Source organism: Flavobacterium notoginsengisoli (assembly GCF_014207905.1).
GTDB lineage: Bacteria > Bacteroidota > Bacteroidia > Flavobacteriales > Flavobacteriaceae > Flavobacterium > Flavobacterium notoginsengisoli_A.
This window is the reverse complement of sequence record NZ_JACHLB010000002.1, coordinates 80,994-106,153: the sequence shown is the minus strand read 5'-3', so window position 1 is coordinate 106,153 and position 25,160 is coordinate 80,994. Positions and strand designations below refer to the sequence as shown.

Sequence of the window (25,160 nt, the reverse complement as noted above, 5' to 3'; positions counted from 1 at the left end):
TCGCTGTTAACTGCTTTCAAACGTTTGTTAATGACTTGTTAACCGCCTGTTTTTAGGCTAAAATTGATTAATATTACACTCTCAAAATTGCTTATTCTTGAAAATTAATAAACTCAACAGCATCATTCTCTTAGGATTGGTAGCCATCATTAGTATTTTGGTGGCGCAATTGCTATGGACAAAAGAGGCTTTTACGATTGAACAAAAAAAACTAAGTCAGAAGGCACATATTGCTTTATTGGAAGTGGCGAAAAAATTGTACGAAGGAACCAATCACGAACTTCCTGTACAAAATCCAGTGCAGAAAATTGCCAACGACTATTATATTGTAAATGTTGATAATGAATTTGAACCTGAAATTTTAGAATTCTATCTAAAAACAGAATTCAAAAAAATGAACATCACTACAGATTTCGAATACGCGATGTACAATTGCCAAAGCGACGAAATGATTTATGGTGATTATATTACGTTGACAAAGAAAAAATCAGAATGCAAAAAGACTGTTTATTTCCCAAAGCATAAAAATCTGGTATATTATTTCGCTGTGCGTTTTCCGAACGAAACTACTTATTTATTTAGTTCGATGCGATTCTGGTTTATCCTTTCGACAGCTTTGATTTTAATTTTACTGATTTACGTTTATTCTATTTTTAAACTTTTACAGCAAAAAAAATATTCCGAATTACAGCGTGATTTTATCAATAATATGACGCATGAATTTAAAACACCTTTGGCATCGATTCTTATTGCATCAAAATATCTGATTGAACAAAAACCTATTAAAGAGGACAAAAAACTTCATACCTATACCGATATTATCATCAATCAAGGAAATAAACTGAATAGTCATATTGAAAAAATTCTAAACATTGCTAAATCAGATTATACCCCTTTGGAACTTAAAAAAGAAAGTCTTTTGATTGTTCCGATTATTGAAGAAGCTATAGAAAATATCAAACTAAAATATCCTGAAGCTACTCTTTCTATAGAAACGGCATCAACTCAATATTTAATTGATACAGATGCTTTCCATTTTGGTAATCTGGTTTATAATTTATTGGACAATGCAGTAAAATATTGCAATGAAAAACCTGAAATAAAAATCACTATTAAGGAAGAAAATAATTGTTTAAAACTAGAGTTTAATGATAACGGAATTGGCATTAATCCTAAAAAAATATCTTTTATCTTTGATAAGTTTTACAGAGTTCAAAACGAAAAAAGCAATGAAGTAAACGGATTTGGTCTTGGTTTGTATTATGTAAAAGAAATCTGCAGTCTTCAGAGCTGGAAAATAAAAGCCGAAAATAACACAGAAAAAGGCGTTACCATAACTTTATCTATTCCTTATAAAAAATGAGAAATTTCAAAATACTTTATGCCGAAGACGATGAAACCCTTGCGTTTTTAACCAAAGACAATTTGGAGCAAAATAATTATGACGTAACGCATTGTTCTGATGGAAAATCTGCTTTAAAAATTTTTGAAGAAGAAGAATTCGACATTTGCATTTTTGATATTATGATGCCCAAAATGGACGGTTTTGATTTGGCTGAAGCTGTTCGAAAAATCGATCTTGATGTTCCGATTATTTTCCTTTCGGCTAAAACTTTAAAGGAAGACAGAATTAAAGGCTTACGACTTGGAGCAGATGACTATTTGGTTAAACCTTTCAGCATTGAAGAATTATTATTGAAGATTGAAATTTTCTTAAAACGTTCGCAGAAAAATATTCCAGCGGTAAAAACCATTTACGAAGTCGGAAAATATCAGTTTGACACTAAAAATTTTATTCTTTTTAATGATGAAGAAAAAGTCGGACTTACACAACGCGAAGCTGAATTATTGAAGTTATTTCTAGATCACAAAAATTCTGTTCTAAAGCGCGAACAAATCTTAACCTCTTTATGGGGCACAGATGATTATTTTATGGGAAGAAGTCTCGATGTTTTTATTTCGCGTCTGCGTAAAATCTTAGCCAACGAAGATGGAATTTCGATAGAAAACCTACACGGAATTGGATTTAGGTTTTCTATTGGGTAAATCACAATTCTGTTAAAAATAAAGAAAAATCTGTAAACAATTTTTCGAAAAACTTTGTATTTTTAATATCTAATTTTCCTCGATATGAAATTACATCATTTGCGAAATGCCACTTTGGTGATTGAAACAGAAAAGCATGTCATTTTAATTGACCCAATGTTAGGTAAAAGGAAAACAATTCCGCCTTTTACAATTTTCAGATATAAACCGAAAAGAAATCCGCTGGTAGCACTGCCTAAAAACAGTCGTGAAATTTTGAGCAAAGTCACACATTGCTTAATTACGCATTTGCATCCAGATCATATAGATAAGGCGGGCGAGGTTTTTTTGAGAAGAAAAAGCATTCCCGTAATTTGCAGTTCTAAAGACGAAAAAGCTCTTGTACAAAGAGGATTAAGTGTGATTCAAACTTTAGAATATTGGCAACCTCAATTATTTTTGGATGGAAAAATAACTGGAATTCCTGCAATTCATGGTTATGGTTTTGTTGCAAAATTAATGGGAAATGTAATGGGTTTTCTTATCGAATTAGCCAATGAAAAATCGATCTACATCAGTTCTGATACAATTTTTACCGAAGATGTAGAAAAAGTTCTGACACAACTTAAACCAGATATTTCTACTGTAGCTTGTGGCACCGCTAGATTAGATTTCGGACAGCCTTTATTAATGCGAATGGACGATATTTTAAAATTCGTCACGCTTGCTCCAGGAAAAGTAATTGCAAATCATTTAGAAGCTTTAAATCATTGTCCGACAACAAGACTGCAATTGAGAACTGCACTTGCAGATCATGGACTTTTAAACAAAACGGCTATTCCGAATGATGGAGAATGTTTGGAATATTGATTTAAAGCACCAATAATCCGAATTCGCGTAAAGTATTTACAGGCTTTGAATACCAAAACAATTCGAAATCTTCTAATTCAGATTCGAAGTCATTTTTTATTTCTTGGAAAGTATAATTTTTAGAACCAGAAACAGCTATTTTTGACAAAATCGAAATCAGCCATTCTCCTTCTTCTTTGCTAGTTTGGATATCGAAACTTTCTTTTTTATCATGAAAAGTCAAAGCCATCATTTCCCAGCTTCTTCCTTTTTTTGATTTTGTAAAAAGTTCTGATGAAGGTTTTCCGCCAAGCCAAACTACTTTTGCATTTGGTTTTGTATTAAAATCGTTTTGTTCCTCTAAGGCATTAAAAATAAAATCGGGATGAATTTTTGTTTTCGGAATTTTAAAATCGAACCATTCTTGGAGTTCGTAATCAAAACAAATTCCGTGCATAAAATTGAAAAGCGATTTTTTTAAGCCAAAGCTAAATTTATCGTGATTGATTCCTGTTGCATCAGTATATTCAATGTCATTATTAGCAAATGCTCCAATTGTTTCTGTTTTCTTGGTAACACCAAATTGTTCCGGATATAAACCAACCGGACTATGTGCCGTCAAAGCAAACTGATGCCAAAAACCTGATTGTAAAACTCCCGCTTCAAACAACTGACGAACCATTTCCAGACTATCAACTGTTTCTTGTATCGTCTGTGTTGGATATCCGTACATTAAATACGCATGAACCATAATTCCGGCTTCAGTGAAATTTCGAGTCACTTTTGCAACTTGTTCAACCGTAACTCCTTTATCAATTAATTTCAATAATCGATCCGAAGCAACTTCTAAACCGCCTGAAACGGCAATACAGCCAGAAGCTTTTAAGAGCAAACACAAATCTTTAGAAAAACTTTTTTCGAAACGAATATTGGTCCACCATGTCACTGCCAGTTTTCTTTTTAAGATTTCAAGCGCTAAAGCACGCATTAAGGCTGGTGGCGCAGCTTCATCAACAAAATGGAATCCGTTTTGACCTGTTTTTTCAATTAATTCTTCTATTCGATCGCAAAGCAAGCTTGCCGCAACGGGTTCATAAACTTTTATGTAATCTAAAGAAATATCGCAGAAAGTACATTTTCCCCAATAACAACCGTGCGCCATTGTCAGTTTATTCCAACGGCCGTCACTCCACATTCTATGCATCGGATTTACAATTTCGATAACTGAAATATATTTATCCAAAGGCAGATCGGAATAATCGGGCGTTCCAACCTGAGATTGTTTATAATCATGTTTTAGAGAATTATTTTTATAGACCACTTCTCCATTTTCTAAAAGAAAAGTTCTTTTATAACGCTTCTCGTCCCTCGACTCCGCTCGGGATGACAAATTATCAACAAGTTCTTCAATTGGAACTTCGCCATCATCCAAAGTGATAAAATCGAAAAATTCAAAAACACGTTTATCTGAAAGCGAGCGCAATTCGGTATTTGGAAAACCTCCACCCATTGATATTTTTATTTCAGGATGGTTTTGTTTTACCCATTGTGCTGCTCGAAATGCACTATATAAATTTCCTGGAAACGGAACAGAAATTAAAAACAAGGTTGGTTTTACCGTTTCAATTTTTTCTTTCAAAAGTGAAATTAAAATTGAATCGATGTAAGTTGGTTCTTTTTGAAGTTCGTTATATAATTCGTCAAAAGAATTAGCGCTTCGTCCTAAACGTTCTGCATAGCGGCTGAAGCCGAAATTCTCATCGACACATTCTACAATAAAATCTGAAATATCTTCGAGATATAAAGTAGCTAAATGTTTTGCTTTATCTTGCGTTCCCATTGTTCCAAAAGCCCAATCCAATTCTTCTAACTGTGCAAAACGAGAAGCCTCAGGCAGAAAATCTTCCTGACAAATCTGTAAAGCCAAAGTTGGATTTTTTCCCTGCAAAAACTGAATTACAGAATCAATCGTTTTGATGTATTCGTCTTGTAAAGCAAAAATACGTTTAGAATTATCGGAGATTTCGTTTCCAACAATATCAAACTTGAAACCTGAAACCTGAAACAAACTTTCTAATCCTTTTTTCGAAAACAATTCTAAAATCACATCGATACCCAAATCAGCCTGAACCGATTCGATATTTTTGGTGTTTAGAAAACCTTTTATATAAGCTGTTGCTGGATACGGGGTATTCAGTTGCGTAAATGGAGGCGTAATTACAAAAAGTTTTGTTTTCAAAAGGGAATTATTTTTTTGCAAAAATACAGGTTATTAGGGACTTTTTCGCATTTCATTTTTTGATTTGAAATTGTAAACATTTAATTACATTTGTCACCGACCAAATTATTCAAATGAAACATAAATTACTTTTTCTTTTCCTATTAATTACAATTCCATTATTCTCTCAAAATAAAACACAATCAATTGGTTTTAAAGAGAATAAAGGACAAATTATCGATCAAAATGGAAAACCTAATACTGCTGTAAAATATTTACTGAATACTAACGGTTTGGGTGTTCAACTAAAAAAGAATGGTTTTTCTTATGATGTTTATGAAGTAAAAAAGACTCCAGTTGTTTGCTCATCAACAACAAAAAAGATTCCTTATGCAATTCCTGAAAAAGACGATGAAGGAAAAGAAGAATCTAATTTAGAATATATTTTTCATAGAATAGATATTGACTTTTTAAATTCTAATTCTAAAGTTGAATTAATTACGGAACAGAAATCAACCGATTTTGATAACTATTATAATATTCCAAATAAACCTGAAGGAATTATTGGAGTTCATCAATACAAACAAATTACCTATAAAAATATTTATCCGAATATCGATGTTGTTTTTACAATTCCTGATGATCCCAAAAAGACCGTTGAATATAATTTTGTAATTCATCCAAAAGGAAATATTTCAGATATCCAGTTAAAATTTAACGGTGCAGAAACTAATTTGGTCAATAATAAAATCCAAATGAATGTTCGCTTTGGAAAAATGGAAGAAACGCTTCCCGCGAGCTGGATTGAAGAAAAAGGTCATAAAAAAGAGATTCTTGTTGGATACAGAAAAATTAAAAAAGATATTTATGGATTTCGCTCAGCCAATTTTTTGCGTGGGAAAACAGTTGTAATTGATCCTGTTCCGACAAGACTTTGGGGAACTTTTTATGGCGGACAGGATTGGACAGAATCTAACACACTCGATAAAGATGATCTAGGCAATATCTATTTTGGAGGTAAAACCGCCAGCGTTTCTACTATTGCTACTTTGGGTTCCCATCAATCATCTGCAAGCTTTACCAAGTATCCAGGCTACATTACCTGGGATGGCTACATTGCCAAATTTGATGCTAACGGAAACAGAATTTGGGCGACCTATTACGGAGGAAACTATGACGATAATATTAAATCGATAAAAGTATCTCAAAATAAAGATTTAGTTTTTTGTGGAAACACCAACAGTTTAAATAATATTTCGACTATTGGTTCTTTTAAGGAAAATAAATCAGGCTCTTATTCTGAAATGTTTTTAGGCAAACTAAATTCAAACGGGGTTAGACAATGGGCAACCTATTATGGAAATGATAACGGATTGACTTTTGCTAACAGCGTCTCAGTTGACCAACAAAATAATATTTATCTTTCGGGCGCTACAACAAGCGATGAATTTATTTCGACTCCTAACTCATTCAAAGAAACAAGAATAGACAACAATCGCTTTGACGGATTTTTAGCAAAATTTGACCGTAATGGCAATAGAATTTGGGGAACTTATTTTGGAGGGGATAAAGATGATTCTTTTGAAGATTCAGCTATTGATAAAGATGGCAACATTATTTTAGTCGGATACACATTAAGCGAAAACAATATAGCCACGGCTAATTCTTATCAACCTTCTTATCATGTAGGAGATTTAGCTTCTGCAGGAGATGGAATGATTGTAAAATTTGACCCTAATGGCCAACGTATTTGGAGTACTTATTTTGGAGGTATAAAAAGTGATTGGATATATACTTGTAAAATTTATGGTGATAATTTATACATAACAGGTAAAACTGAAAACAATAATATTTCGACACCTGATACATTTGAACCTACAATGAAATCTTCTAGAAGCAGTTATTTTGCTAAATTCAATTTGAACACACAGAAATTAGCATGGTTAAGTTACTGTCAAGGAGATGCAACTTCAATTTATCCGAAAAATGATAGCGAAGTTTTTGTCACAGGAATATCCACTTATGGGTTTGAAATTGCATGCTCAAATGCTTATAATCCCGTAAATAGATCATTTTCTGGTTTTATACTGAAATTGGATGGAAATTGCAGAAAAACTTGGGGAACTTATTTTGGAACAACAAACGTCGTCAGAGATCCTATTATCATAAGTGAAGGCACAAGTAATATTTTTGTAACAGGGAGTGTTTTTAGCGGTTTTGCTGATTATGATATCGCAAGTCCAGGAGCTTTCATTGAAGTCCCTAATGGTAGTCCATCAGGTTTTTTAATCAAATTTCAAGATTTGCAACAATCTTTAACCCCATCAGCATTAAGTAATTCTCCAATTTGTATTGGCGAAACATTAGAGCTTAAAGCATCTGGAGGAACGAGTTATTTATGGACAGGACCAAATGGTTTTACCTCCAATTTGCAAAATCCAAATATACCAAATACCTCAGCAATCAATAGCGGAGAATATTCCTGCACAATTTTGGGAACTGATATTTGTGATAATGTAAAGAAAATTAATGTTGTAATTCAAAATACTTCTGAACCAACAGGAAACATAAATCAATCTTTTTGTACAGGGCAAAATTTGACTATTTCAAATATTGAAATAACAGGAACTTCAATAAAATGGTACGATGCATTAACCAATGGTTCTTTACTATCAGAGACAACAACTCTTGAAAATGGAAAAACCTATTATGCTTCACAAACAGAAAACAATTGTGAAAGTCCAAGATTTGGAGTTACTGTTTCAATTGTCAATACACCTTCTGTTCCATCGGGAGCTCCAGAGCAGTCGTTTTGTAAAAAAGAAAACAAAACCCTTAATGACATTCAAATAATGGGACAAAACATCAAATGGTTTGATACCATGATGTCTGCATCAACATTACCCAATACCACTCTGTTAGAAAACAACAAAACCTATTATGCATCTCAAACTGTTGGATGCGAAAGTGACAGGACGCCAATTTTGGTTCATGTTTACGATACACCTTTGCCAACAGGAAATAACAATCAGCAATTTTGTATTGATGAAATTGCTATTATTGAAGATCTTAATATAAACGGAACTGCTTTAAAATGGTATGATTCGGCTCTGAATGGGAATCTGTTGTCTGAAACGACTTTATTGCAAAATGCTGTTTATTATGTCTCTCAAACTTTAAACAATTGCGAAAGCGAAAGATTAGCCATTACTGTCAAAATACAAGACACTCAAATTCCGAGTTCTGACTCTCCGCAACAATTTTGCATTCAAAAAAATGCCAAAATCAGTGACATTGATATTATCGGACAAAATATTAAATGGTATGAAAGTTCTTCATCCACAAATAATTTATTTGAATCAACTTCATTGGAAGACGGAGTAACATATTACGCTTCTCAAACCATTAGTAATTGTGAAAGTGACAGAGTTCCTGTAACTATAAATATTCTCGCGACAATTGATCAAAATTGTATCAATTTAGTTGACGAACTTCCTTATCCAAAATTCTTTACTCCAAATGAAGATGGTTTTAATGATACTTGGACCATTAATCCTTCTTATTTGGCTCCAAATTCATCGATCAGAATATTTAACCGTTATGGAAAATTACTTAAAGAATTGGCTCCAAATACAGCTTGGGATGGGACTTTTATCGGTCACCTGCAACCTGCGACAGATTATTGGTTTACTGTAACAAGAATTAATGGAACAGAATTTAGAGGGCATTTTACTTTAAAAAGATAAAAAAATAAAAGTCCGCAAAGTATTTAACTTGCGGACTTTTATAATTCTTAATATTTCTTTTATCTAAAATTTATGCTCATCTTTACTAATCACCAAAAATGATATTAAAGATATCAGTGCGGCTGTAACTAAATAAAAACCTACATAACTGACATCATAGGTTTTTGCCAACCAAATTGCAATCATCGGTGCAAAAGCTGCTCCAAGAATCCCTGCCATATTGAATGTTAATGAAGCTCCAGAATAACGAACTGTAGTTGGGAACAATTCGGATAGAAAAGTTCCTAATGGTCCATAAGTAAATCCCATTAAAGACATTCCGATACAAGCGAAAATCGTAACTAAAACTATATTTCCTGAGCTCAAGAAGTATGAAAAGAAAAATCCGAAAATAGCAATTGCTGCTGTTGCCAAAATAAGCATTTTACGGCGTCCAATTTTATCGGCAACTACAGCAGAAACAGGGATAAAAAGTGCAAAAAACAATACCGAAAACAACTGAATTAACAATCCGTCTCTTTTTACAATTCCTAAATCTGAAGTTGCCCAGCTTAAAGTAAATACTGTCATTAAATAAAAAACCAAAAATGTAGTAATGGCAGCAAATGTTCCGAAGATCAACTGATTTTTGTACGATTTCACCAATTCTAAAAAAGGAACTTTTACTTCTTCCTGTTCTTTTTTAGAATTTTCAAATGAAGGCGTTTCTGTAATTTTTGTTCTAATATAAAAACCAACAATTACCAAAAGCGCACTTGCAATAAAAGGAATTCTCCAACCGTAATTCATAAAATCTTCATTGCTCATAGAATCGGTTAATAACAAGAACGTTCCTCCTGAAAGCAATAATCCGATTGGAGCTCCCAATTGTGGAAACATTCCATACCAAGCGCGTTTATTTGGCGGTGCGTTCTCGATTGCCAATAAAACGGCTCCACCCCATTCTCCTCCCAGACCAACACCTTGTCCGAATCGACAAAGCATTAATAATAAAGGCGCAGCAACACCGATACTTTCATAACTTGGTAAAAATCCGATTGTAACTGTCGAAATTCCCATTGTAAGTAAAGCGGCAACTAAAGTAAATTTACGGCCAATTTTATCTCCATAATGTCCAAAAAATGCCGAACCTAAAGGGCGTGACAGAAAAGCAATAGAAAAAGTAGCTAAAGATTCCAGAGTTGCCATTGTCGAATCTGAACTTGGAAAAAATAATTGAGGAAAAACCAAGACCGCGGCGTTGGCATAAATATAAAAATCAAAAAATTCGATTGTGGTACCAATAAGGCTTCCAAAAAGAACATGTTTTAGAGAGTTCTTTTTATTTGGGTTAGTTTTCATGTAAAATAGATATAACTTTTTTTTTGCTTACAAAAATATAGTTTCATTATTAATAATTCATATTTACAAGAACTAGTTTTAAAACACTTAGTGTTTTTTAACAAATTTCATAAGTTTTCCATTTTAAAAACAGTAATTGAAACCAAAAATAAAAACCTGATTATCGGAACTTTAAAACAAAAATGAAAATATCAATTCTTAAGCAATTGTTAATAGCGTTTTTAACTGTATATTTTCATTAAATTTACAGCTGTCAAAAATAAATTTAAAATTATGCCTACCGACTGTATCAGCTTTCAATCTTCTGGATATTTTTCTAAACTAATGCAAGATTATTTAGATGAAAAGGAAGAATTAAAACCGCTGTACAATAATTTTCCAACTCTAGAAAATTTCGAAAAACAAATTGCCGAAAAAGCAGTTAATTTTGATAACAATAACCGTACTGCATTGGTTGAAGCTTTGCAAAAGCAATATCAAAATATTGAAATATCAGATGCTACTAAACAAAATATCACGCTTTTAGCACTCGAAAATACTTTTACAATTACTACAGGACACCAATTAAATCTTTTTAGCGGACCACTGTATTTTCTATATAAAATTATTTCTACGATTAATTTAACTAAAGAATTAAAATCAAAATATCCTTCATACAATTTCGTTCCTGTTTACTGGATGGCAACTGAAGATCATGATTTTGAAGAAATTAATTATTTTAATTTTAAAGGAAAAAAAATTCGTTGGAATGCCGAAAGTACTGGACCTGTAGGAAGACTTTCTACAAATGGATTAGATGATTTGTTTGAAGTTTATTCTAAAGAATTAGGTTCAAGCACTAATGCCAATACACTTAAAAAACTTTTTGAAGAAGCTTATTTAAAACACGAAAATCTTGCTGATGCGACTCGTTTTTTAGCCAATAGTTTATTTTCAAATTATGGTTTAGTAATTCTAGATGCAGATAGTGTTGATTTAAAACGTGCTTTTATTCCATTTGTCAAAGAAGAATTAGAAAATCAAACTTCATTCAAAACGGTTCAAAAATCAATTGATAAACTTGAAAATTATAATGTTCAGGTCAATCCACGTGAGATTAATCTTTTTTATATTGAAGATAAATTGCGAGAAAGAATCATTTTTGAAAACGACAAATATGTAGTTAACAATACCAAAATCTCATTTTCTAAAGAAGAAATTTTTAAACTACTAGAAAGTAATCCTGAAAAATTCAGTCCGAACGTGATTATGCGTCCATTGTATCAGGAAATTATTTTACCAAATCTTTGCTACATTGGCGGAGGTGGAGAAATTGCTTATTGGTTAGAACTGAAAGGTTTCTTTGATGCAGTAAACATTACTTTCCCGATTTTATTGGTTCGAAACTCCGTACTTCTAGCAACAGAAAAACAAGTTAAAAAAGCAGATAATTTAAATTTATCATGGAAAGATTTATTTAGTAAATCGGAAAATCTAATTAATGAAATTACCCATAAACTATCTCCTTTCCCAATTGATTTAACCGCTCAAAAAGAAGCTCTTGAAAAACAATTTGCTTATCTTTTTGAATTGGCAGAAAAAACAGATAAATCTTTTTCTGGAACTGTAAAAGCGCAAGAAGTAAAACAAAAGAAAGGTTTAGAAAATTTAGAAAAACGTTTATTAAAAGCTCAAAAAAGAAAATTACAAGATCAATTACAGCGCGTTACAGATTTGCAATGCGAATTGTTTCCAAATTATGGACTTCAGGAACGTCAAACCAATTTTTCTGAGTTTTATTTAGAAAAAGGAGAACAGTTAATCCCTCTTTTAATTCAAAAATTAAAACCTTTAGAACAAAATTTTGACATCATAATAATCTAAAATAATTATCTTTAGAAATTCAAAAGCGATAATTTAGGAACAAATAACCAGCTCATTTCCGAGATTATCACTCTCTCAAACCAAATAGAATTATATTTTATAACCTATTAACTAACTAACCAAATGGTAAGAGAACGCCTAATTTCGCTAGATGTCTTTCGCGGACTGACAATTCTATTGATGACTATTGTAAACAATCCCGGTGACTGGGGAAATGTTTATCCACCGCTTTTGCACGCACACTGGAACGGATGCACGCCAACAGATCTAGTATTTCCTTTTTTTGTTTTTATAATGGGAGTTGCTGTTCCGCTGGCAATGCCTGAGAAAGTTTACGATAGTACTACATTTAATAAAATTCTAATTCGTTCTTTAAGAATGCTTTGTCTCGGAATATTCTTTAATTTCTTTGACAAAATTCAATTATTTGGTTTAGAAGGAATTCCTCTTCTCATTGGCCGTTTAGCCATTACTATTGCGGTTGGTTATGCTTTGATGGGAAATTTCAGCAATCGATTAAAAAGTATATTCGCTGTCGGAATACTTTTAATTTATCTAATTTTAGCTTATGGAGGTTTTGAAAACTATCAAGACGTAAGACTTCCAGGTGTTTTACAACGTATTGCAGTTGTTTATTTTGTAGTTTCTCTTTTATATTTAAAAACATCTCGAAAAACACAAATCATTACAGGAATTGTTTTACTTCTAGGATATTGGGCAATAATGACTTTAATTCCAGTTCCCGGAGTTGGTGAAGCAAATCTAGAAAGAGGAACCAATTTAGTTGCATGGGTTGATAGCGTTCTACTAAAAGGACATATGTATCACGAAACCAAAACTTGGGATCCAGAAGGAATATTAAGTACTTTGCCTTCAATAGTAAATGGAATAATTGGATTATTTATAGGGCAAATTTTATTATTGAATGCTAGCAAAGTCCAAAAAGCGTTGACAATGGGAAGAATTGGAACTGTACTTCTTTTTCTTGGATTAATCTGGGATTTAGTTTTCCCGATAAACAAATCTATCTGGACAAGCAGTTATGTTTTGTACACAACAGGACTGGCAACTGTGTGCTTAACAGGTTTATATTATTTAATTGACATTAAAGAATACCAAAAAGGTTTTAAACTGTTTATAATTTGGGGAGTAAATCCGATGATTGTTTTCTTTGCATCTCAGATTATTCCGCAGGCTTTGGTGATGATCCGTTTTCAGAATCCTTCAAATCCAGAAGAACAAACCAATTTATTAGATTATTTATACCGTTTCGGAATTGCGCCTTTATTTTCTAATCCAATGACAGCTTCTTTGGCTGGAGCATTAACTTATGTCGCAATCTGGTCTTTTATACTATGGATCTTCTACCGAAACAAACTGATTTTCAAAGTTTAAAAATTTCACCATATAAGTGATATAAGTTCATTTAAAAGCTTTGCGCAGAAATCCCAAATAAACTTTACAGCGTTCTAAAATGAACTTATATCACTTATATGGTTTCCATAAAAAACATTTCTTGCTCAAAACAGCATTTGAATACATTTTAATTAAGAATTTATTAAAATCAATTGATAAAAAAAGTATACTTTTGCACAAAATTTAATAAAATACAAAATGGCAACAAATAGAACTTTTACAATGATTAAACCAGATGCTGTTGCAAACGGACACATCGGGAACATCTTAGCAATGATTACTAATGGTGGTTTCAAAATCGTTTCATTAAAATTAACTCAATTAACTGTAGCAGATGCAAAAGCATTCTACGCAGTTCACGCAGAAAGACCTTTCTACGGAGAATTAGTTGAATTCATGTCTCGTGGACCAATTGTTGCTGCTATTTTAGAGAAAGATAACGCAGTAGAAGATTTCAGAACTTTAATTGGAGCTACAAACCCAGCAGAAGCTGCTGAAGGAACTATTCGTAAAGCATATGCTACTTCTATCGGAGAAAATGCTGTTCACGGATCTGATAGCGACGAAAACGCTGCTATCGAGAGCGCATTCCACTTTGCAGGAAGAGAGCAATTCTAATAATTTTAGATTGTAGAGTTAAGATTTCAGATTGTTGAACTTAATGATCACAAATAAAAAAATCCATTTCAATTGAAATGGATTTTTTTTATATCGAAAAATCTAAAATCTAAAATCTAAAATCTAAAATCTAAAATCTAAAATCTAAAATCAGCGAAGCACTACATCTTTAATAACTTCTCGTCCTAATTCTTCATTAATCATTTTAACGATTTTTGACTTTCCGTGGCTCAATTCTTCGCGTAAAACTGCAGAACCTAATTCAACATAAAGTGTACTTCCTTTTAAAACTACATTTTTCGTGTAGGTATTAACACCACTTCCCATAAGATTTTTCCAAGCATCACGCACATCAATTTGATCCATTCCTGGCTGTAGCTTATTCACTTGAATAATTTGTTGTAAAACTGCGCTAATAGTAGATTCGTTATTTAGTCTTTTCGCCATCGTTTAAAAGATTTATTGGTGCTGCTTTTTTATAATGATATTCAATTTTTTGCTGATTTCTAGTTACCAACTTTTCATCAGAAATTGAAACAATTTCTTCACTCCATTTTGCATAATCTGTTTTATAATCTAAAAAAACCTGTTCATCTTTAAATCGAACTGAAACATTTTCAAAAGTATCTGTTGTCAAAAATGTCCCATCAAATTGTGGCATCACTTTCGTTCGAACACCCTTGTTGTCTTTAATTTGAAAAAAATCAAAAGTCTCATTCATTTTATACTCTTTCTCTTCTCCTTTTTCAAAAACCACTTTTTCGATTTCCCAATAGCCGTTTAGTTTTTTAATATCATCAGGCTTAATTTCTTGTTTACAGCTCACAAGTAAAAGCGACAAAACCAAAATCATAAAAGTGTTTTTCATAAATCGTGCGTATTTTTAAGCAATTGTTTACCTCCTCAATCTGGTGTAAAATATGCCATCTGTTACCTTATGTAGAAATTTTTCTCGGACTACAAAGATAACCTTATAATCATCAAAAGAAATATTTTGCATTGATTATTTCATTCTAAAAAAACAAAATCCTCAAGAATAAAAAAAACAAGAAACACCTTATTTTAACAGCATAATAACTTCCATAGGCAATTATCTTTTTAAAAGATCGAGATTTTTATAGCACAATTACCATAGTGGCAAATTGAATTAAAAAAATCTAAAATTCCCATTTTCAACTAAAAAATGAAAAAAATAGCACTTCTAGTTTTTAGCACACTATTTCTATTTTCAAAATGCGACCAATCTAAACAAGAAAAAAAAGCCCAAATTAATTCCGAAAAATATTCAATAGAAGACGAAAGCAAAGGAATTCAAACTGATACGCTTCTAACAAAAAAAATCACCTCAAAAATTCCAAAATCAGAAGAATTTCCCATAAAAATTTTAAACGCTACCCTCTTAAAAAACAGCTATTCTCACCATAAAGACATTAAAATAACCTATAAAAATCTAAGTTCCAAATCGATTAAAGCAATAAAACTAAACTGGTTTTGTCTAAATGCCTTTGAAGAACCTGCAAGTGGAAATTATTTTTATGGCGAAGGAAATTTTAAAGGCAACATAATAGACTTAATAAAACCCGGGCAGACTAAATCTGAAATTTGGGAAGATTTCTCAACAGATGCAGATAAAATTATTCATGTTACTGTTTATTATATTGTCTATAATGACGGTACAAAATGGAAATTGCAGAAAGATAAAACTGCACTATAATCTTTTTATAAACCTAAAAATAAGTTTGTTAGCCGATTAAACTTTTTTGTATATTTTTGGTCAAACCCCAAACCAAAAACAAAAAACATGACCAAATCAATTTGCACAATCTTATTAGCGCTATTTTTTATAGCCTGCAGTAAAGACTCATCTGAAACAGATCCGACTCCAATTCCTGATGAAACCATGTATTTCCCTCCTTTGACAGGAACGAGCTGGGAAACAAAATCAATTTCTGATTTAAAATGGAATCAAAACGCCGTCCAACCTCTTTTAGATTATTTAGAACTCAAAAATTCTAAATCTTTTATAATTTTAGTTAATGGCCGAATTGTGTTAGAAAATTATTTTAACAAACATACTGCAACAACAAACTGGTACTGGGCCAGTGCAGGAAAAACATTAACGTCTACTCTTACTGGAATTGCACAGCAAGAAGGACTTTTAAACATCAATAGTAAAGTGTCTGATTATATTGGAACAGGATGGACAAGTGAAACTCTTGCCAAAGAAAACCTTATAACCTGCAAACATCTTTTAACGATGACATCCGGTCTCGATGATACTACAGATAACGTAGACCCAGAAGACTTAATCTACAAAGCTGATGCTGGAACCAGATGGGCTTACCATAATGTATATGTAAAACTTCAAGATGTTGTAGCAAAAGCTAGTAAACAGACTTGGGAAAACTATTTCAACACCAAATTAAGAGACAAAATCGGAATGGACGGCAATTGGGTTCAACTTGGCGTTAATAGCGTTTATACAAGTACAACAAGAAGCATGGCTCGCTTCGGATTGTTAATGCTAAATAAAGGAAAATGGGAAAACACAACCATTTTAAACGAAACTTTCTTTAATGAAGCAACCTCAACTTCGCAAAATATCAATTTAGGATATGGCTATTTATGGTGGTTAAACGGAAAAGCAAGCTATCATTTGCCACAATCACAGCTTAACTTTCAAGGAAGCGTGATTCCAACAGGACCAAGCGATATGTTTATGGCTTTAGGAAAAAATGACCAGAAGATTTATGTAATTCCGAGTAAAAAAATGGTGGTAATTAGAATGGGAGATGCTGCTGATAATGTAAATCTTGCCTTATCCGATTTTGATAAAACTTTGTGGGAGAAAATTAATGCTTTATATCAATAAAAATGGAGTTCAGAAAAACTAGATTTACTATAAATCTAGTTTTTCTGAACTCCATTTATTTTCAAACTATGTAATTATTTATTAGTTCGAATTCTTTTAAGAACTCCTAAAAAGAACAAAATGATTCCAGCTACCAATAAAATATAATATACTGAAAGATTCTTATCCTTTAAAACATTTGCCAGAACAAAAGATATTACACTAGCAAAATAAAATGTTAAAGCTGATATATTTTTCATTATAAATTATTTAAAAAAACTGTCAACGAATTCATATTTATTAAAAACCTGTAGATCTTCAATTCCTTCACCAACACCTATATATTTAACCGGAATCTGAAATTGGTCAGAAATACCAATTACAACTCCCCCTTTTGCAGTTCCATCTAATTTAGTTACAGCCAATGAAGTCACTTCTGTTGCTGCTGTAAATTGTTTCGCTTGTTCAAAAGCATTTTGACCTGTAGAACCGTCCAAAACCAAAAGCACATCGTGAGGAGCATCGGCAACTACCTTTTGCATCACACGTTTTACTTTTGTCAACTCATTCATTAAATTAATTTTATTATGAAGACGTCCAGCTGTATCAATAATAACAACATCAGCATCTTGAGCAACAGCAGATTGTAAAGTATCAAATGCTACAGAAGCAGGATCGCTTCCCATTTGCTGCCTAACAATCGGCACATTAACACGATCTGCCCAAACTTGCAATTGGTCTATAGCCGCAGCACGAAATGTATCTGCCGCTCCCAAAACTACTTTATGTCCAGCTTTTTTAAACTGATAAGCTAATTTACCAATTGTTGTTGTTTTCCCTACTCCATTTACTCCAACAACCATTAAAACGTAAGGTTTTTTATCTTTCGGAATTTCAAATTCTGTTGCTTCACCTGTATTTGTTTCGGATAATAAAGCACCAATTTCATCACGGAGAATTTGATTTAACTCTTCTGTTCCTAGGTATTTATCTTCAGCAACTCGCTTTTCGATTCTTGAAATGATTTTCAAAGTTGTATTTACACCAACATCCGAAGCCACAAGAACCTCTTCCAGATCATCTAAAACATCGTCATCAACTTTAGATTTTCCGGCAACCGCTTTGCTTAACTTCGAGAAAAAAGTAGTTTTCGTTTTTTCAAGACCTTTGTCTAAAGTCTCTTTTTTTTCGGTAGAGAATAATTTTTTAAAAAAACTCATTTTTTGTAGATTATTTAGATTTATTAGATTTCTTGATTTTCATACAAGAAATCCAAATCTTTAAAGAAAGCGCAATTGTTTTTCAAAAAAAGGTCAATTGTTACGATTCTTTAAATTTTTAGACAAATATAGGTAATAAAAAAGCTACTTCCGAAATGAAAGTAGCTTTTCTATATAATGTAATTGTAATTATTTCTTTTTCAAGAATTCATCAACTTCTTCAGGAGCCATAATAGATTCTACGAATGTATATGCACCAGTTTTAGGAGATTTTACCATTTTAATGGCTTTTGACAATCTCTTAGAAGCTGTTTGTAACGATGCTACGGTTTTCTTTGCCATGATTCAAATGTTATTTGAAGTTTTCCATAAAACTCGAAATGGCTAAACCATTTGAGATTTATAAAAATCTCTAATTATTACTTAATTTCTTTGTGAACAGTTACTCTTTTTAAGATTGGATTAAATTTTTTAATCTCTAATCTATCTGGAGTATTTTTTTTGTTCTTAGTTGTAATATATCTAGAAGTTCCTGGAACACCAGAAGTTTTGTGCTCAGTACATTCTAAAATTACTTGGATTCTATTACCTTTCTTTGCCATCTTGCTATATATTTATTTAGGAAAAGATTATTTGATAAATCCTTCTGACTGCGCTTTTTTCAAAACTGCAGTGATTCCATTTTTATTAATTGTTTTTATCGTAGATGCTGCTACTCTAAGAGTAATCCATCTATCTTCTTCTGGAAGATAAAAACGCTTTTTAACTAAGTTTACAGAAAACTTTCTCTTAGTTTTGTTCATAGCGTGAGAAACGTTATTTCCTACCATCGCTCTTTTACCTGTAAGGTCACAAACTCTTGACATTATACTTATCTTTTATCGTTATTCAAAATCAGGGTGCAAAGAAAAGAAAAATAAACCATTGTAGCAAAAAATTATTGCACAATTTTTAAAATTTCTTTCTGCAGTATTTCCAAACTCTTAACTGATGCCCTATCTATCACTTTTTCACGCGGTTGTCCGAAGTTAAATTCTTCAACAATTACATCATTAGGCGTTGCTAAAGCAATAAAAACAGCACCAATTTCGGCATCAGAATCGCCTTTTGACGGACCAGCATTACCCGTCGTTGCTAATGCATAGTCAGTTTTAAGTAAGTTTTTCACATTCAAAGCCATAGCAGATGCAACTTCAGCACTTACTACCGAAAATTGACCAATTAAACTTTGAGAAACACCAAGTACATTTACTTTTGCTTCGGTTGCATAAGAAACAACACTTCCTTTAAAATAACTAGATGATCCTGGTACAGCAGATAAAAGCGACGCAATTCTTCCTCCTGTACAACTTTCTGCCGTTGAGATCGTTTTATTTTGTTTAGAAAGTAATTTACCAATTACAGTTTCAATTGTTTCATTTTCTTCATAACCTACAATAATATCATGAATTATCGCATCCAATGATTGCACATTGCTCTCTATAGCTTCTTCTAATTCTTCTTTATTAGTTCCTCGAGCAGTCAAACGAAGACGAACTCTTCCAGGATTTGGCAGATAGGCTAGCTTTATAAAGTCAGGAAGATTATTTTCCCATTGCTCTATACGTTCTGCCACTAAACTTTCTCCTTGACCATAAGTCAAAATGGTTTTATGAATAATATAAGGGCGTTTATATTCTCGAACTATTTTCGGAATTATTTCTTCTTCTACTAAATATTTCATTTCATACGGAACACCCGGAAGCGAAATAAAAACAGTATTTTCTTTTTTCATCCACATCCCTGGTGCTGTCCCAACTTTGTTATACAAAACAGTACACGTTGAAGGAACCAAAGCCTGATCTTTATTCAACTGAGAAATAGGTCTTTTATAAAAACCTTCAATTAATTGCGTTACATGCGCCAAAACTTCTGGATTTACAACTAATTCATCGTCAAAATATTCACAGAACGTTTTTTTTGTCACATCATCTTTAGTTGGACCTAATCCACCAGTAACTATTACAACGTCAACCTTATTTTGGAGATTGGAAAAAGTATCTAAAATATGTTTTTTGTCATCGCTTATTGACAGCATTTCTGCCACCTCAACTCCAATTCTATCTAAAGATTTAGCAATAAAAGCTGAATTTGTATCTACGATTTGACCAATTAGAATTTCATCTCCAATTGTTATGATTGCTGCTTTCATATTTATTTAAGGAAAATTTTACCCGACTTGAGCAGGTTATTATAAAGGAAGAAAATTCAGCACTTGAATCTTATTTTACAGAAACAGTAGCTTTTCAAAATTAGAAAACAAAACCCAATTCTTTCTCAATACAAGAATTGGGTTTTAATTATATTTTATAAATCAAAGTCTTTTTTTATCTCTTTAATTGCCTCTTTAACTTGTATTTTGATACTCTTAAAAGTTTCAATAATATCTTTTTTCTTGCCCTCAGCTTTTGTCCAGGCTTCCACTTGAAGAATTTCCTCAAAGGCTACATTTAACCCCATTAAATCCAAAGTAGGCTTTATTTTGTGCGCATAAGAATAAGCATATTTATGATCCTTTTTCTTAATTCCTTCTTTGATTTGTTTTAAATCTTCCGGAACTTCTGTAACAAATAAAGTTAAAATCTGATTTACAAATTCAGGATCGTTATCTGAAAGTGCATACACTTTCGAAAGGTTGTACTTTAAAGCCATTATTTTACTTGTATTCTGAATAATTTTTTATCTTCTAAAAAGCCTTCTAAAACATCATTTGGTTTTACAGCAGAAACCCCAGCAGGCGTTCCTGTAAAAATAATATCTCCAATTTTTAATGTAAAAAACTGAGATACGTGCGAAATTAATTCATCAATCTTCCAAAGCATCATCTCAGAATTTCCTTTTTGAACCGTTTCGCCATTTGTTTTCAATTCAAAATTAAGATTTTCCATAGAAACAAAGTTAGTTTTTGGCAAAAAATCACCAATTACCGCAGAACCGTCAAATGCCTTAGCTTTTTCCCATGGAAGACCTTTTTCTTTCAGCTTACTTTGTAAATCTCTAGCTGTAAAATCGATTCCGACACTTATTTCATCATAATACTTATGAGCAAATTTAGGTTCGATATACTTTCCGACTTTATTAATCTTTACAATAATTTCTATTTCATGATGAACATCTTCAGAAAACTCCGGAATAACAAACGGATGCTGTTTCAACAAAACCGCAGAATCAGGTTTCATAAAAACTACCGGCTCGCTCGGACGTTCGTTCTTTAGTTCTTCTATATGATTGGCATAATTCCTGCCGACACAAATGATTTTCATTCTTTTTAGTTTTCAGTCACAGTTTTCAGTCGCAGTTATCTAAATACAGAAATAGTCTCAGTCAAAACTGAAAACTGAGACTGCGACTGATAACTTACTTCGTATTTAATTTTCTTAATTTAATTGCTGTCAAAACTTTTTTGGTATACAAAGGAAAATCAGCATTTTGAATCCAGCTGAAATAACCTGGCTCTGATTCTAAAACTTTTTCCACTTTAGCACCTTTATGTTTTCCAAAAGTAAAAATTTCTTCGTCATCTTTATCAAAAGCAATCATTCCAGCAAAATCTGCGATTTTTTTACGGGTTGTAAATTCAGACAACGATTTCATATCGTTTTCTAATTCAGGATAACGATCTAATTGCGCTTTCAGAATTTCGTAAGTCGCCATTGTATCAGCTTCTGCAGAGTGTGCATTATCAAGGGTTTTTCCACAGTAAAATTTCAAAGCCGCACTTAAAGTACGCTCTTCCATTTTATGAAAAATGGTCTGCACATCTACAGAAACTTTATTTTTCATATCAAAATCAACTCCCGCACGAAGCAATTCTTCTGCCAAAAGCGGAATATCAAAACGATCTGAGTTGAAACCGCCCAAATCACTATCTTTAATCATATTATGAATATGAGGAGCAAGTTCAGTAAACGTTGGTTCATTTGCTACTTTTTCATCAGTTATGCCATGAACTGCAGTAGTTTGCGGAGGAATTGGAATTGTTGGATTAACCAGCCAGGTTTTACTTTCTTTGTTTCCGTTAGGAAAAACTTTGAATATTGAAATTTCTACGATTCTATCTTTACCGATATCAATTCCCGTTGTTTCGAGATCAAAAAAGCAAATTGGTTTGTTAAGTTTTAATTCCATTTCTAATTTTTATAAGTTTACAAATGTAATTTTTAAAGCCGAATATCCTCCTTTATTCTCATTTTTTTTGTCGAAAAAAGCTTTCATTTAACGATTTTAACTTTTAAGAAATACAACAATAACCTCTTCAGGCATTACCATCTAACGCTTTTCTTACAAAACATAAAAAAATCCGATCAGTATTACACTAATCGGATTTGAAAAATTTTTTATAATCGATTTAGAAATCTCTATCCACATCAAAAGCTTCTAAATATTCTGCTACTCTTTTCACAAAACTTCCTCCTAAAGCTCCATCTACTACTCTATGATCATAAGAGTGAGACAAGAACATTTTCTGACGAATTCCAATAAAATCCCCCTCAGGAGTTTCTATTACCGCAGGAACTTTACGAATTGCTCCAAGAGCTAAAATACCCACTTGAGGCTGATTGATAATCGGAGTTCCAAAGACACTTCCAAAAGTACCTACGTTTGTTACTGTATAAGTTCCGCCTTGCGTATCGTCTGGCTTTAATTTTCCAGCTTTTGCACGATTTCCTAAATCGTTAACCGCTTTTGCCATTCCAACCAAATTCAACTGATCTGCATTTTTAATTACAGGAACAATTAAATTTCCGTTTGGTAACGCCGCCGCCATTCCTAAATTGATATTTTTCTTTTTGATGATATAATCGCCATCAACAGAAATGTTCATTCCTGGAAAATCTTTCAAAGCTTTTGCAACTGCTTCCATCATAATTGGCGTAAAAGTCAACTTCTCACCTTCTCTTTTTTCGAAAGCAGTTTTTACTTTATCTCTCCATTTTACAATGTTCGTTACATCAACTTCTATAAAAGATTGAACGTGAGCCGAAGTCTGAACTGAAGCTGTCATGTATCCTGAAATCAGTTTACGCATTCTGTCCATTTCGACAATTTCGTCAGCTCCATTTACAGAAACCGGAACTGCCTGTTGGCTTTTTTGAGCAACTGGCTCAACTGCTTTAGGCGCTTCAGTTTTTGGCGTTTCTGCAACTACTTTCGGAGTTTCCTCAACCGCTTTTGGAGCTTGTACAACCCCAGATTTACGGTCTTCTATATATTTTAAAATATCTTCTTTAGTCACGCGTCCGTCTTTTCCTGAACCAGATAAATTTTCTAATTCACTCAAAGAAACGCCTTCTTCTTTTGCAATATTTTTTACTAATGGAGAAAAGAATTTTTCTGAACCTGAAAAATCTTGAGAAACAGCAACCGTCTCTTTTATTTCTTCGATTGAATTTTCAATTTCAGTAGCTTCGGCAGGAGCAACGGTTTCTTCAACTTTATCCGCTTCTACAACTGGCGCATCTCCGCCTTCAGTTTCAATAATAGCAATAGTCTGTCCTACCTGCACCAAATCATCTTTTCCAAACAACTGCTCAACTAAAATTCCTGATACTTCGCTAGGCACTTCGCTATCAACTTTATCGGTTGCAATTTCGAGTACAGCTTCATCAGCTTCAATTTTGTCTCCAACTTCTTTCAACCAGTTTGTAATGGTTGCTTCAGCGACACTTTCTCCCATTTTCGGAAGCTTTAATTCAAATCTTGCCATATTGTTAATCTAAAAGATGTTTTTGATTTTCAGATTGCGAAATTAATGAATATTTTAAACATAAATTACACTTAATATAATTTTTTACTCAATTTTTATAATTTGCCCTCTGTCATTTCTGGAATTACTTCCAATAATAAAACCCGTTTTTTTGGGAAATATTTTAAAAGTAACCTTCTTATCTTTAAGAGTTTCTATGATTTCGATACATTTTTTGAATGAAATATAGTGATTATCCAAAATGATCTCTGTCTTTTTACCCTTTAAAACAAGGCACGAATTTACCATTTTTTCCTCTTTGAATTCTAAAAAACCAACTTTATTTTCCAAAATCGAAGCCAGTTTTTTAGTGAAATTCTCATTTTCGGAGCATAAAAAATAGCTTTCCAGCAATGGATTATCCTTTGGTTTTCCTTGAAACATTTTCGCAATAGAAAACAAAAAAGTACCAATTTGTATAAAAAGGCTAAAAAACCAAGATTTCTTAAAATGCTTCTGATAAAAGAAATTCATAGCTTCCTGAAAACGTTTCATGTACATTTCATCTTTTACTGTACTTTCTCCTTTGTAATGTAAAACTGTTGTTTCATGAAAATAAAAATTAGTCTTTTGTAATAGTAAAGCACGATAAGACAAGTCGATATCATCTGCGTACATAAAACAGTTTTCGTCAAAACCATTTAAATCTTCGTATAGTTTTTTTTCTAAAAACATAAAAGCACCAACCAGAATATCAACTTTTCCGGTTTCGTTTTCATTTAAATGCTGAGCATAATATTGATTGAAAAGTTTTGTTTTGGGAAAGATTTTATACAAACTAAAAATCTTTGTAAAAGCGACCCAAGGCGTTGGAATTCCTCTTTTACTTTCGGGAAGAAATTCTCCAGTTCCGTCAATTAGTCTACAGCCGATAATTCCGAGATTGTTTTGCCTTTCGGCGAAAGCCAGAATTTTAGTAAATGTATCTTCGGCAACAACGGTATCGGGATTTAAAATACAGATGTACTTTCCTTTCGCTTCACGAAAACCTATATTATTTCCTTTTGGAAAACCAAAATTCTCTTTGTTTTCAATCAGTTTTACGTCTGGAAATTTCTCTTTCATCATCAAAACACTGTCATCTGATGAATTATTATCTACCACAATTATCTCTGCATCGATTGTTGTGATTGCTTCCTGAACACTTAAAACGCATTGTTCCAGAAAATAACTTACATTATAGTTGAGAATAATAATCGATAACTGCATGAATAATTGATCTTGTAGA

At 32.4% G+C, this 25,160-nt stretch carries 24 protein-coding genes; 9 read left to right on the top strand and 15 right to left on the bottom strand.

The features are described from left to right. The first annotated feature begins 97 nt into the window (after nucleotides 1–97). From HNP35_RS07360 to HNP35_RS07350, 3 genes are all read left to right on the top strand, one after another. On the top strand, nucleotides 98–1,363 hold the full coding sequence (locus HNP35_RS07360) for a sensor histidine kinase (protein ID WP_184159911.1): 1,266 nt from the start codon (nucleotides 98–100) through the stop codon (nucleotides 1,361–1,363). Next, entirely contained in the window at nucleotides 1,360–2,046 is a 687-nt protein-coding gene (locus HNP35_RS07355; protein WP_184159910.1) for a response regulator transcription factor, read from the top strand. Before HNP35_RS07360 ends, HNP35_RS07355 begins: the two co-directional genes overlap by 4 nt. An 84-nt stretch (nucleotides 2,047–2,130) precedes the next feature. Further along, the gene (locus HNP35_RS07350) at nucleotides 2,131–2,895 is read left to right on the top strand and encodes an MBL fold metallo-hydrolase (protein ID WP_184159908.1); all 765 of its coding nucleotides are present in this window, start codon (nucleotides 2,131–2,133) and stop codon (nucleotides 2,893–2,895) included. A 1-nt stretch (nucleotide 2,896) separates the two neighbouring features. Here HNP35_RS07350 and HNP35_RS07345 read toward each other — a convergent pair whose 3' ends face one another. Beyond that, the gene (locus tag HNP35_RS07345) at nucleotides 2,897–5,113 is read right to left on the bottom strand and encodes a B12-binding domain-containing radical SAM protein (RefSeq protein ID WP_184159906.1); all 2,217 of its coding nucleotides are present in this window, start codon (nucleotides 5,111–5,113) and stop codon (nucleotides 2,897–2,899) included. A gap of 113 nt (nucleotides 5,114–5,226) precedes the next feature. Here HNP35_RS07345 and HNP35_RS07340 point away from each other — a divergent pair, with 113 nt between their 5' ends. Then, on the top strand, nucleotides 5,227–8,838 hold the full coding sequence (locus HNP35_RS07340) for a T9SS type B sorting domain-containing protein (RefSeq protein ID WP_184159904.1): 3,612 nt from the start codon (nucleotides 5,227–5,229) through the stop codon (nucleotides 8,836–8,838). Nucleotides 8,839–8,901: 63 nt separating this feature from the next. On the opposite strand, the gene HNP35_RS07335 is transcribed toward HNP35_RS07340, so the two are convergent. Further along, nucleotides 8,902–10,179, bottom strand: a complete 1,278-nt coding sequence (locus HNP35_RS07335; protein ID WP_184159902.1) for an MFS transporter — start codon at nucleotides 10,177–10,179, stop codon at nucleotides 8,902–8,904. Between the two features lie 273 nt (nucleotides 10,180–10,452). Here HNP35_RS07335 and bshC point away from each other — a divergent pair, with 273 nt between their 5' ends. The 3 genes from bshC to HNP35_RS07320 all read left to right on the top strand — a co-directional run bounded on the left by bshC (nucleotide 10,453) and on the right by HNP35_RS07320 (nucleotide 14,076). Then, nucleotides 10,453–12,042: a bacillithiol biosynthesis cysteine-adding enzyme BshC gene (bshC, locus tag HNP35_RS07330; protein ID WP_184159900.1), complete on the top strand. Its 1,590-nt coding sequence runs from the start codon at nucleotides 10,453–10,455 to the stop codon at nucleotides 12,040–12,042. A gap of 123 nt (nucleotides 12,043–12,165) precedes the next feature. Then, complete coding sequence (locus HNP35_RS07325) at nucleotides 12,166–13,437, top strand: acyltransferase family protein (protein ID WP_184159898.1); 1,272 nt, start codon at nucleotides 12,166–12,168, stop codon at nucleotides 13,435–13,437. 219 nt (nucleotides 13,438–13,656) lie between these two features. Further along, nucleotides 13,657–14,076, top strand: coding sequence for a nucleoside-diphosphate kinase (locus HNP35_RS07320; RefSeq protein ID WP_012026941.1), 420 nt, complete (start codon nucleotides 13,657–13,659; stop codon nucleotides 14,074–14,076). A 150-nt stretch (nucleotides 14,077–14,226) separates the two neighbouring features. Here the strand turns inward: HNP35_RS07320 and HNP35_RS07315 are convergent, their stop codons facing one another. Further along, nucleotides 14,227–14,523 (bottom strand): DUF721 domain-containing protein, encoded by a 297-nt coding sequence (locus HNP35_RS07315; protein WP_184159896.1) that lies wholly within the window; start codon nucleotides 14,521–14,523, stop codon nucleotides 14,227–14,229. After that, nucleotides 14,504–14,944 carry a lipocalin family protein gene (locus HNP35_RS07310; RefSeq protein ID WP_184159894.1) on the bottom strand — a complete coding sequence of 147 codons (441 nt, stop codon included), beginning with the start codon at nucleotides 14,942–14,944 and terminating at the stop codon, nucleotides 14,504–14,506. Before HNP35_RS07310 ends, HNP35_RS07315 begins: the two co-directional genes overlap by 20 nt. A gap of 315 nt (nucleotides 14,945–15,259) precedes the next feature. On the opposite strand from HNP35_RS07310, the gene HNP35_RS07305 reads away from it, so the two are divergent. Both HNP35_RS07305 and HNP35_RS07300 read left to right on the top strand, forming a co-directional pair. Beyond that, complete coding sequence (locus tag HNP35_RS07305; protein ID WP_184159892.1) at nucleotides 15,260–15,790, top strand: hypothetical protein; 531 nt, start codon at nucleotides 15,260–15,262, stop codon at nucleotides 15,788–15,790. 87 nt (nucleotides 15,791–15,877) lie between these two features. Continuing rightward, complete coding sequence (locus HNP35_RS07300) at nucleotides 15,878–16,948, top strand: serine hydrolase domain-containing protein (RefSeq protein ID WP_184159890.1); 1,071 nt, start codon at nucleotides 15,878–15,880, stop codon at nucleotides 16,946–16,948. A gap of 74 nt (nucleotides 16,949–17,022) precedes the next feature. On the opposite strand, the gene HNP35_RS07295 is transcribed toward HNP35_RS07300, so the two are convergent. The 11 genes from HNP35_RS07295 to HNP35_RS07245 form a co-directional block, all read right to left on the bottom strand. Then, nucleotides 17,023–17,187 carry a hypothetical protein gene (locus tag HNP35_RS07295; RefSeq protein ID WP_184159888.1) on the bottom strand — a complete coding sequence of 55 codons (165 nt, stop codon included), beginning with the start codon at nucleotides 17,185–17,187 and terminating at the stop codon, nucleotides 17,023–17,025. Between the two features lie 6 nt (nucleotides 17,188–17,193). Then, nucleotides 17,194–18,147: a signal recognition particle-docking protein FtsY gene (ftsY, locus tag HNP35_RS07290; protein WP_184159886.1), complete on the bottom strand. Its 954-nt coding sequence runs from the start codon at nucleotides 18,145–18,147 to the stop codon at nucleotides 17,194–17,196. Nucleotides 18,148–18,336: 189 nt separating this feature from the next. Beyond that, nucleotides 18,337–18,489, bottom strand: coding sequence for a DUF4295 domain-containing protein (locus tag HNP35_RS07285; RefSeq protein ID WP_070261881.1), 153 nt, complete (start codon nucleotides 18,487–18,489; stop codon nucleotides 18,337–18,339). A 77-nt stretch (nucleotides 18,490–18,566) separates the two neighbouring features. After that, on the bottom strand, nucleotides 18,567–18,749 hold the full coding sequence (gene rpmG, locus HNP35_RS07280) for a 50S ribosomal protein L33 (RefSeq protein ID WP_008253902.1): 183 nt from the start codon (nucleotides 18,747–18,749) through the stop codon (nucleotides 18,567–18,569). Between the two features lie 27 nt (nucleotides 18,750–18,776). Further along, the gene (gene rpmB, locus HNP35_RS07275; protein ID WP_008468080.1) at nucleotides 18,777–19,013 is read right to left on the bottom strand and encodes a 50S ribosomal protein L28; all 237 of its coding nucleotides are present in this window, start codon (nucleotides 19,011–19,013) and stop codon (nucleotides 18,777–18,779) included. A gap of 71 nt (nucleotides 19,014–19,084) precedes the next feature. Continuing rightward, nucleotides 19,085–20,338 carry a CinA family nicotinamide mononucleotide deamidase-related protein gene (locus tag HNP35_RS07270; RefSeq protein WP_184159884.1) on the bottom strand — a complete coding sequence of 418 codons (1,254 nt, stop codon included), beginning with the start codon at nucleotides 20,336–20,338 and terminating at the stop codon, nucleotides 19,085–19,087. Nucleotides 20,339–20,493: 155 nt separating this feature from the next. Then, entirely contained in the window at nucleotides 20,494–20,838 is a 345-nt protein-coding gene (locus HNP35_RS07265; RefSeq protein WP_184159882.1) for an Hpt domain-containing protein, read from the bottom strand. Then, on the bottom strand, nucleotides 20,838–21,449 hold the full coding sequence (locus tag HNP35_RS07260; protein WP_091492172.1) for a fumarylacetoacetate hydrolase family protein: 612 nt from the start codon (nucleotides 21,447–21,449) through the stop codon (nucleotides 20,838–20,840). The genes HNP35_RS07265 and HNP35_RS07260 overlap by 1 nt, the downstream gene beginning before the upstream one ends. Nucleotides 21,450–21,543: 94 nt before the next feature. Next, entirely contained in the window at nucleotides 21,544–22,314 is a 771-nt protein-coding gene (locus HNP35_RS07255; protein ID WP_184159880.1) for a 3'-5' exonuclease, read from the bottom strand. Between the two features lie 220 nt (nucleotides 22,315–22,534). Further along, a complete protein-coding gene (locus HNP35_RS07250) occupies nucleotides 22,535–23,893 on the bottom strand; it encodes a dihydrolipoamide acetyltransferase family protein (RefSeq protein ID WP_184159878.1) in 1,359 nt (452 codons plus the stop codon). Between the two features lie 84 nt (nucleotides 23,894–23,977). Beyond that, nucleotides 23,978–25,141, bottom strand: a complete 1,164-nt coding sequence (locus HNP35_RS07245) for a glycosyltransferase family 2 protein (RefSeq protein WP_184159876.1) — start codon at nucleotides 25,139–25,141, stop codon at nucleotides 23,978–23,980. Between the last annotated feature and the right edge of the window lie 19 nt (nucleotides 25,142–25,160).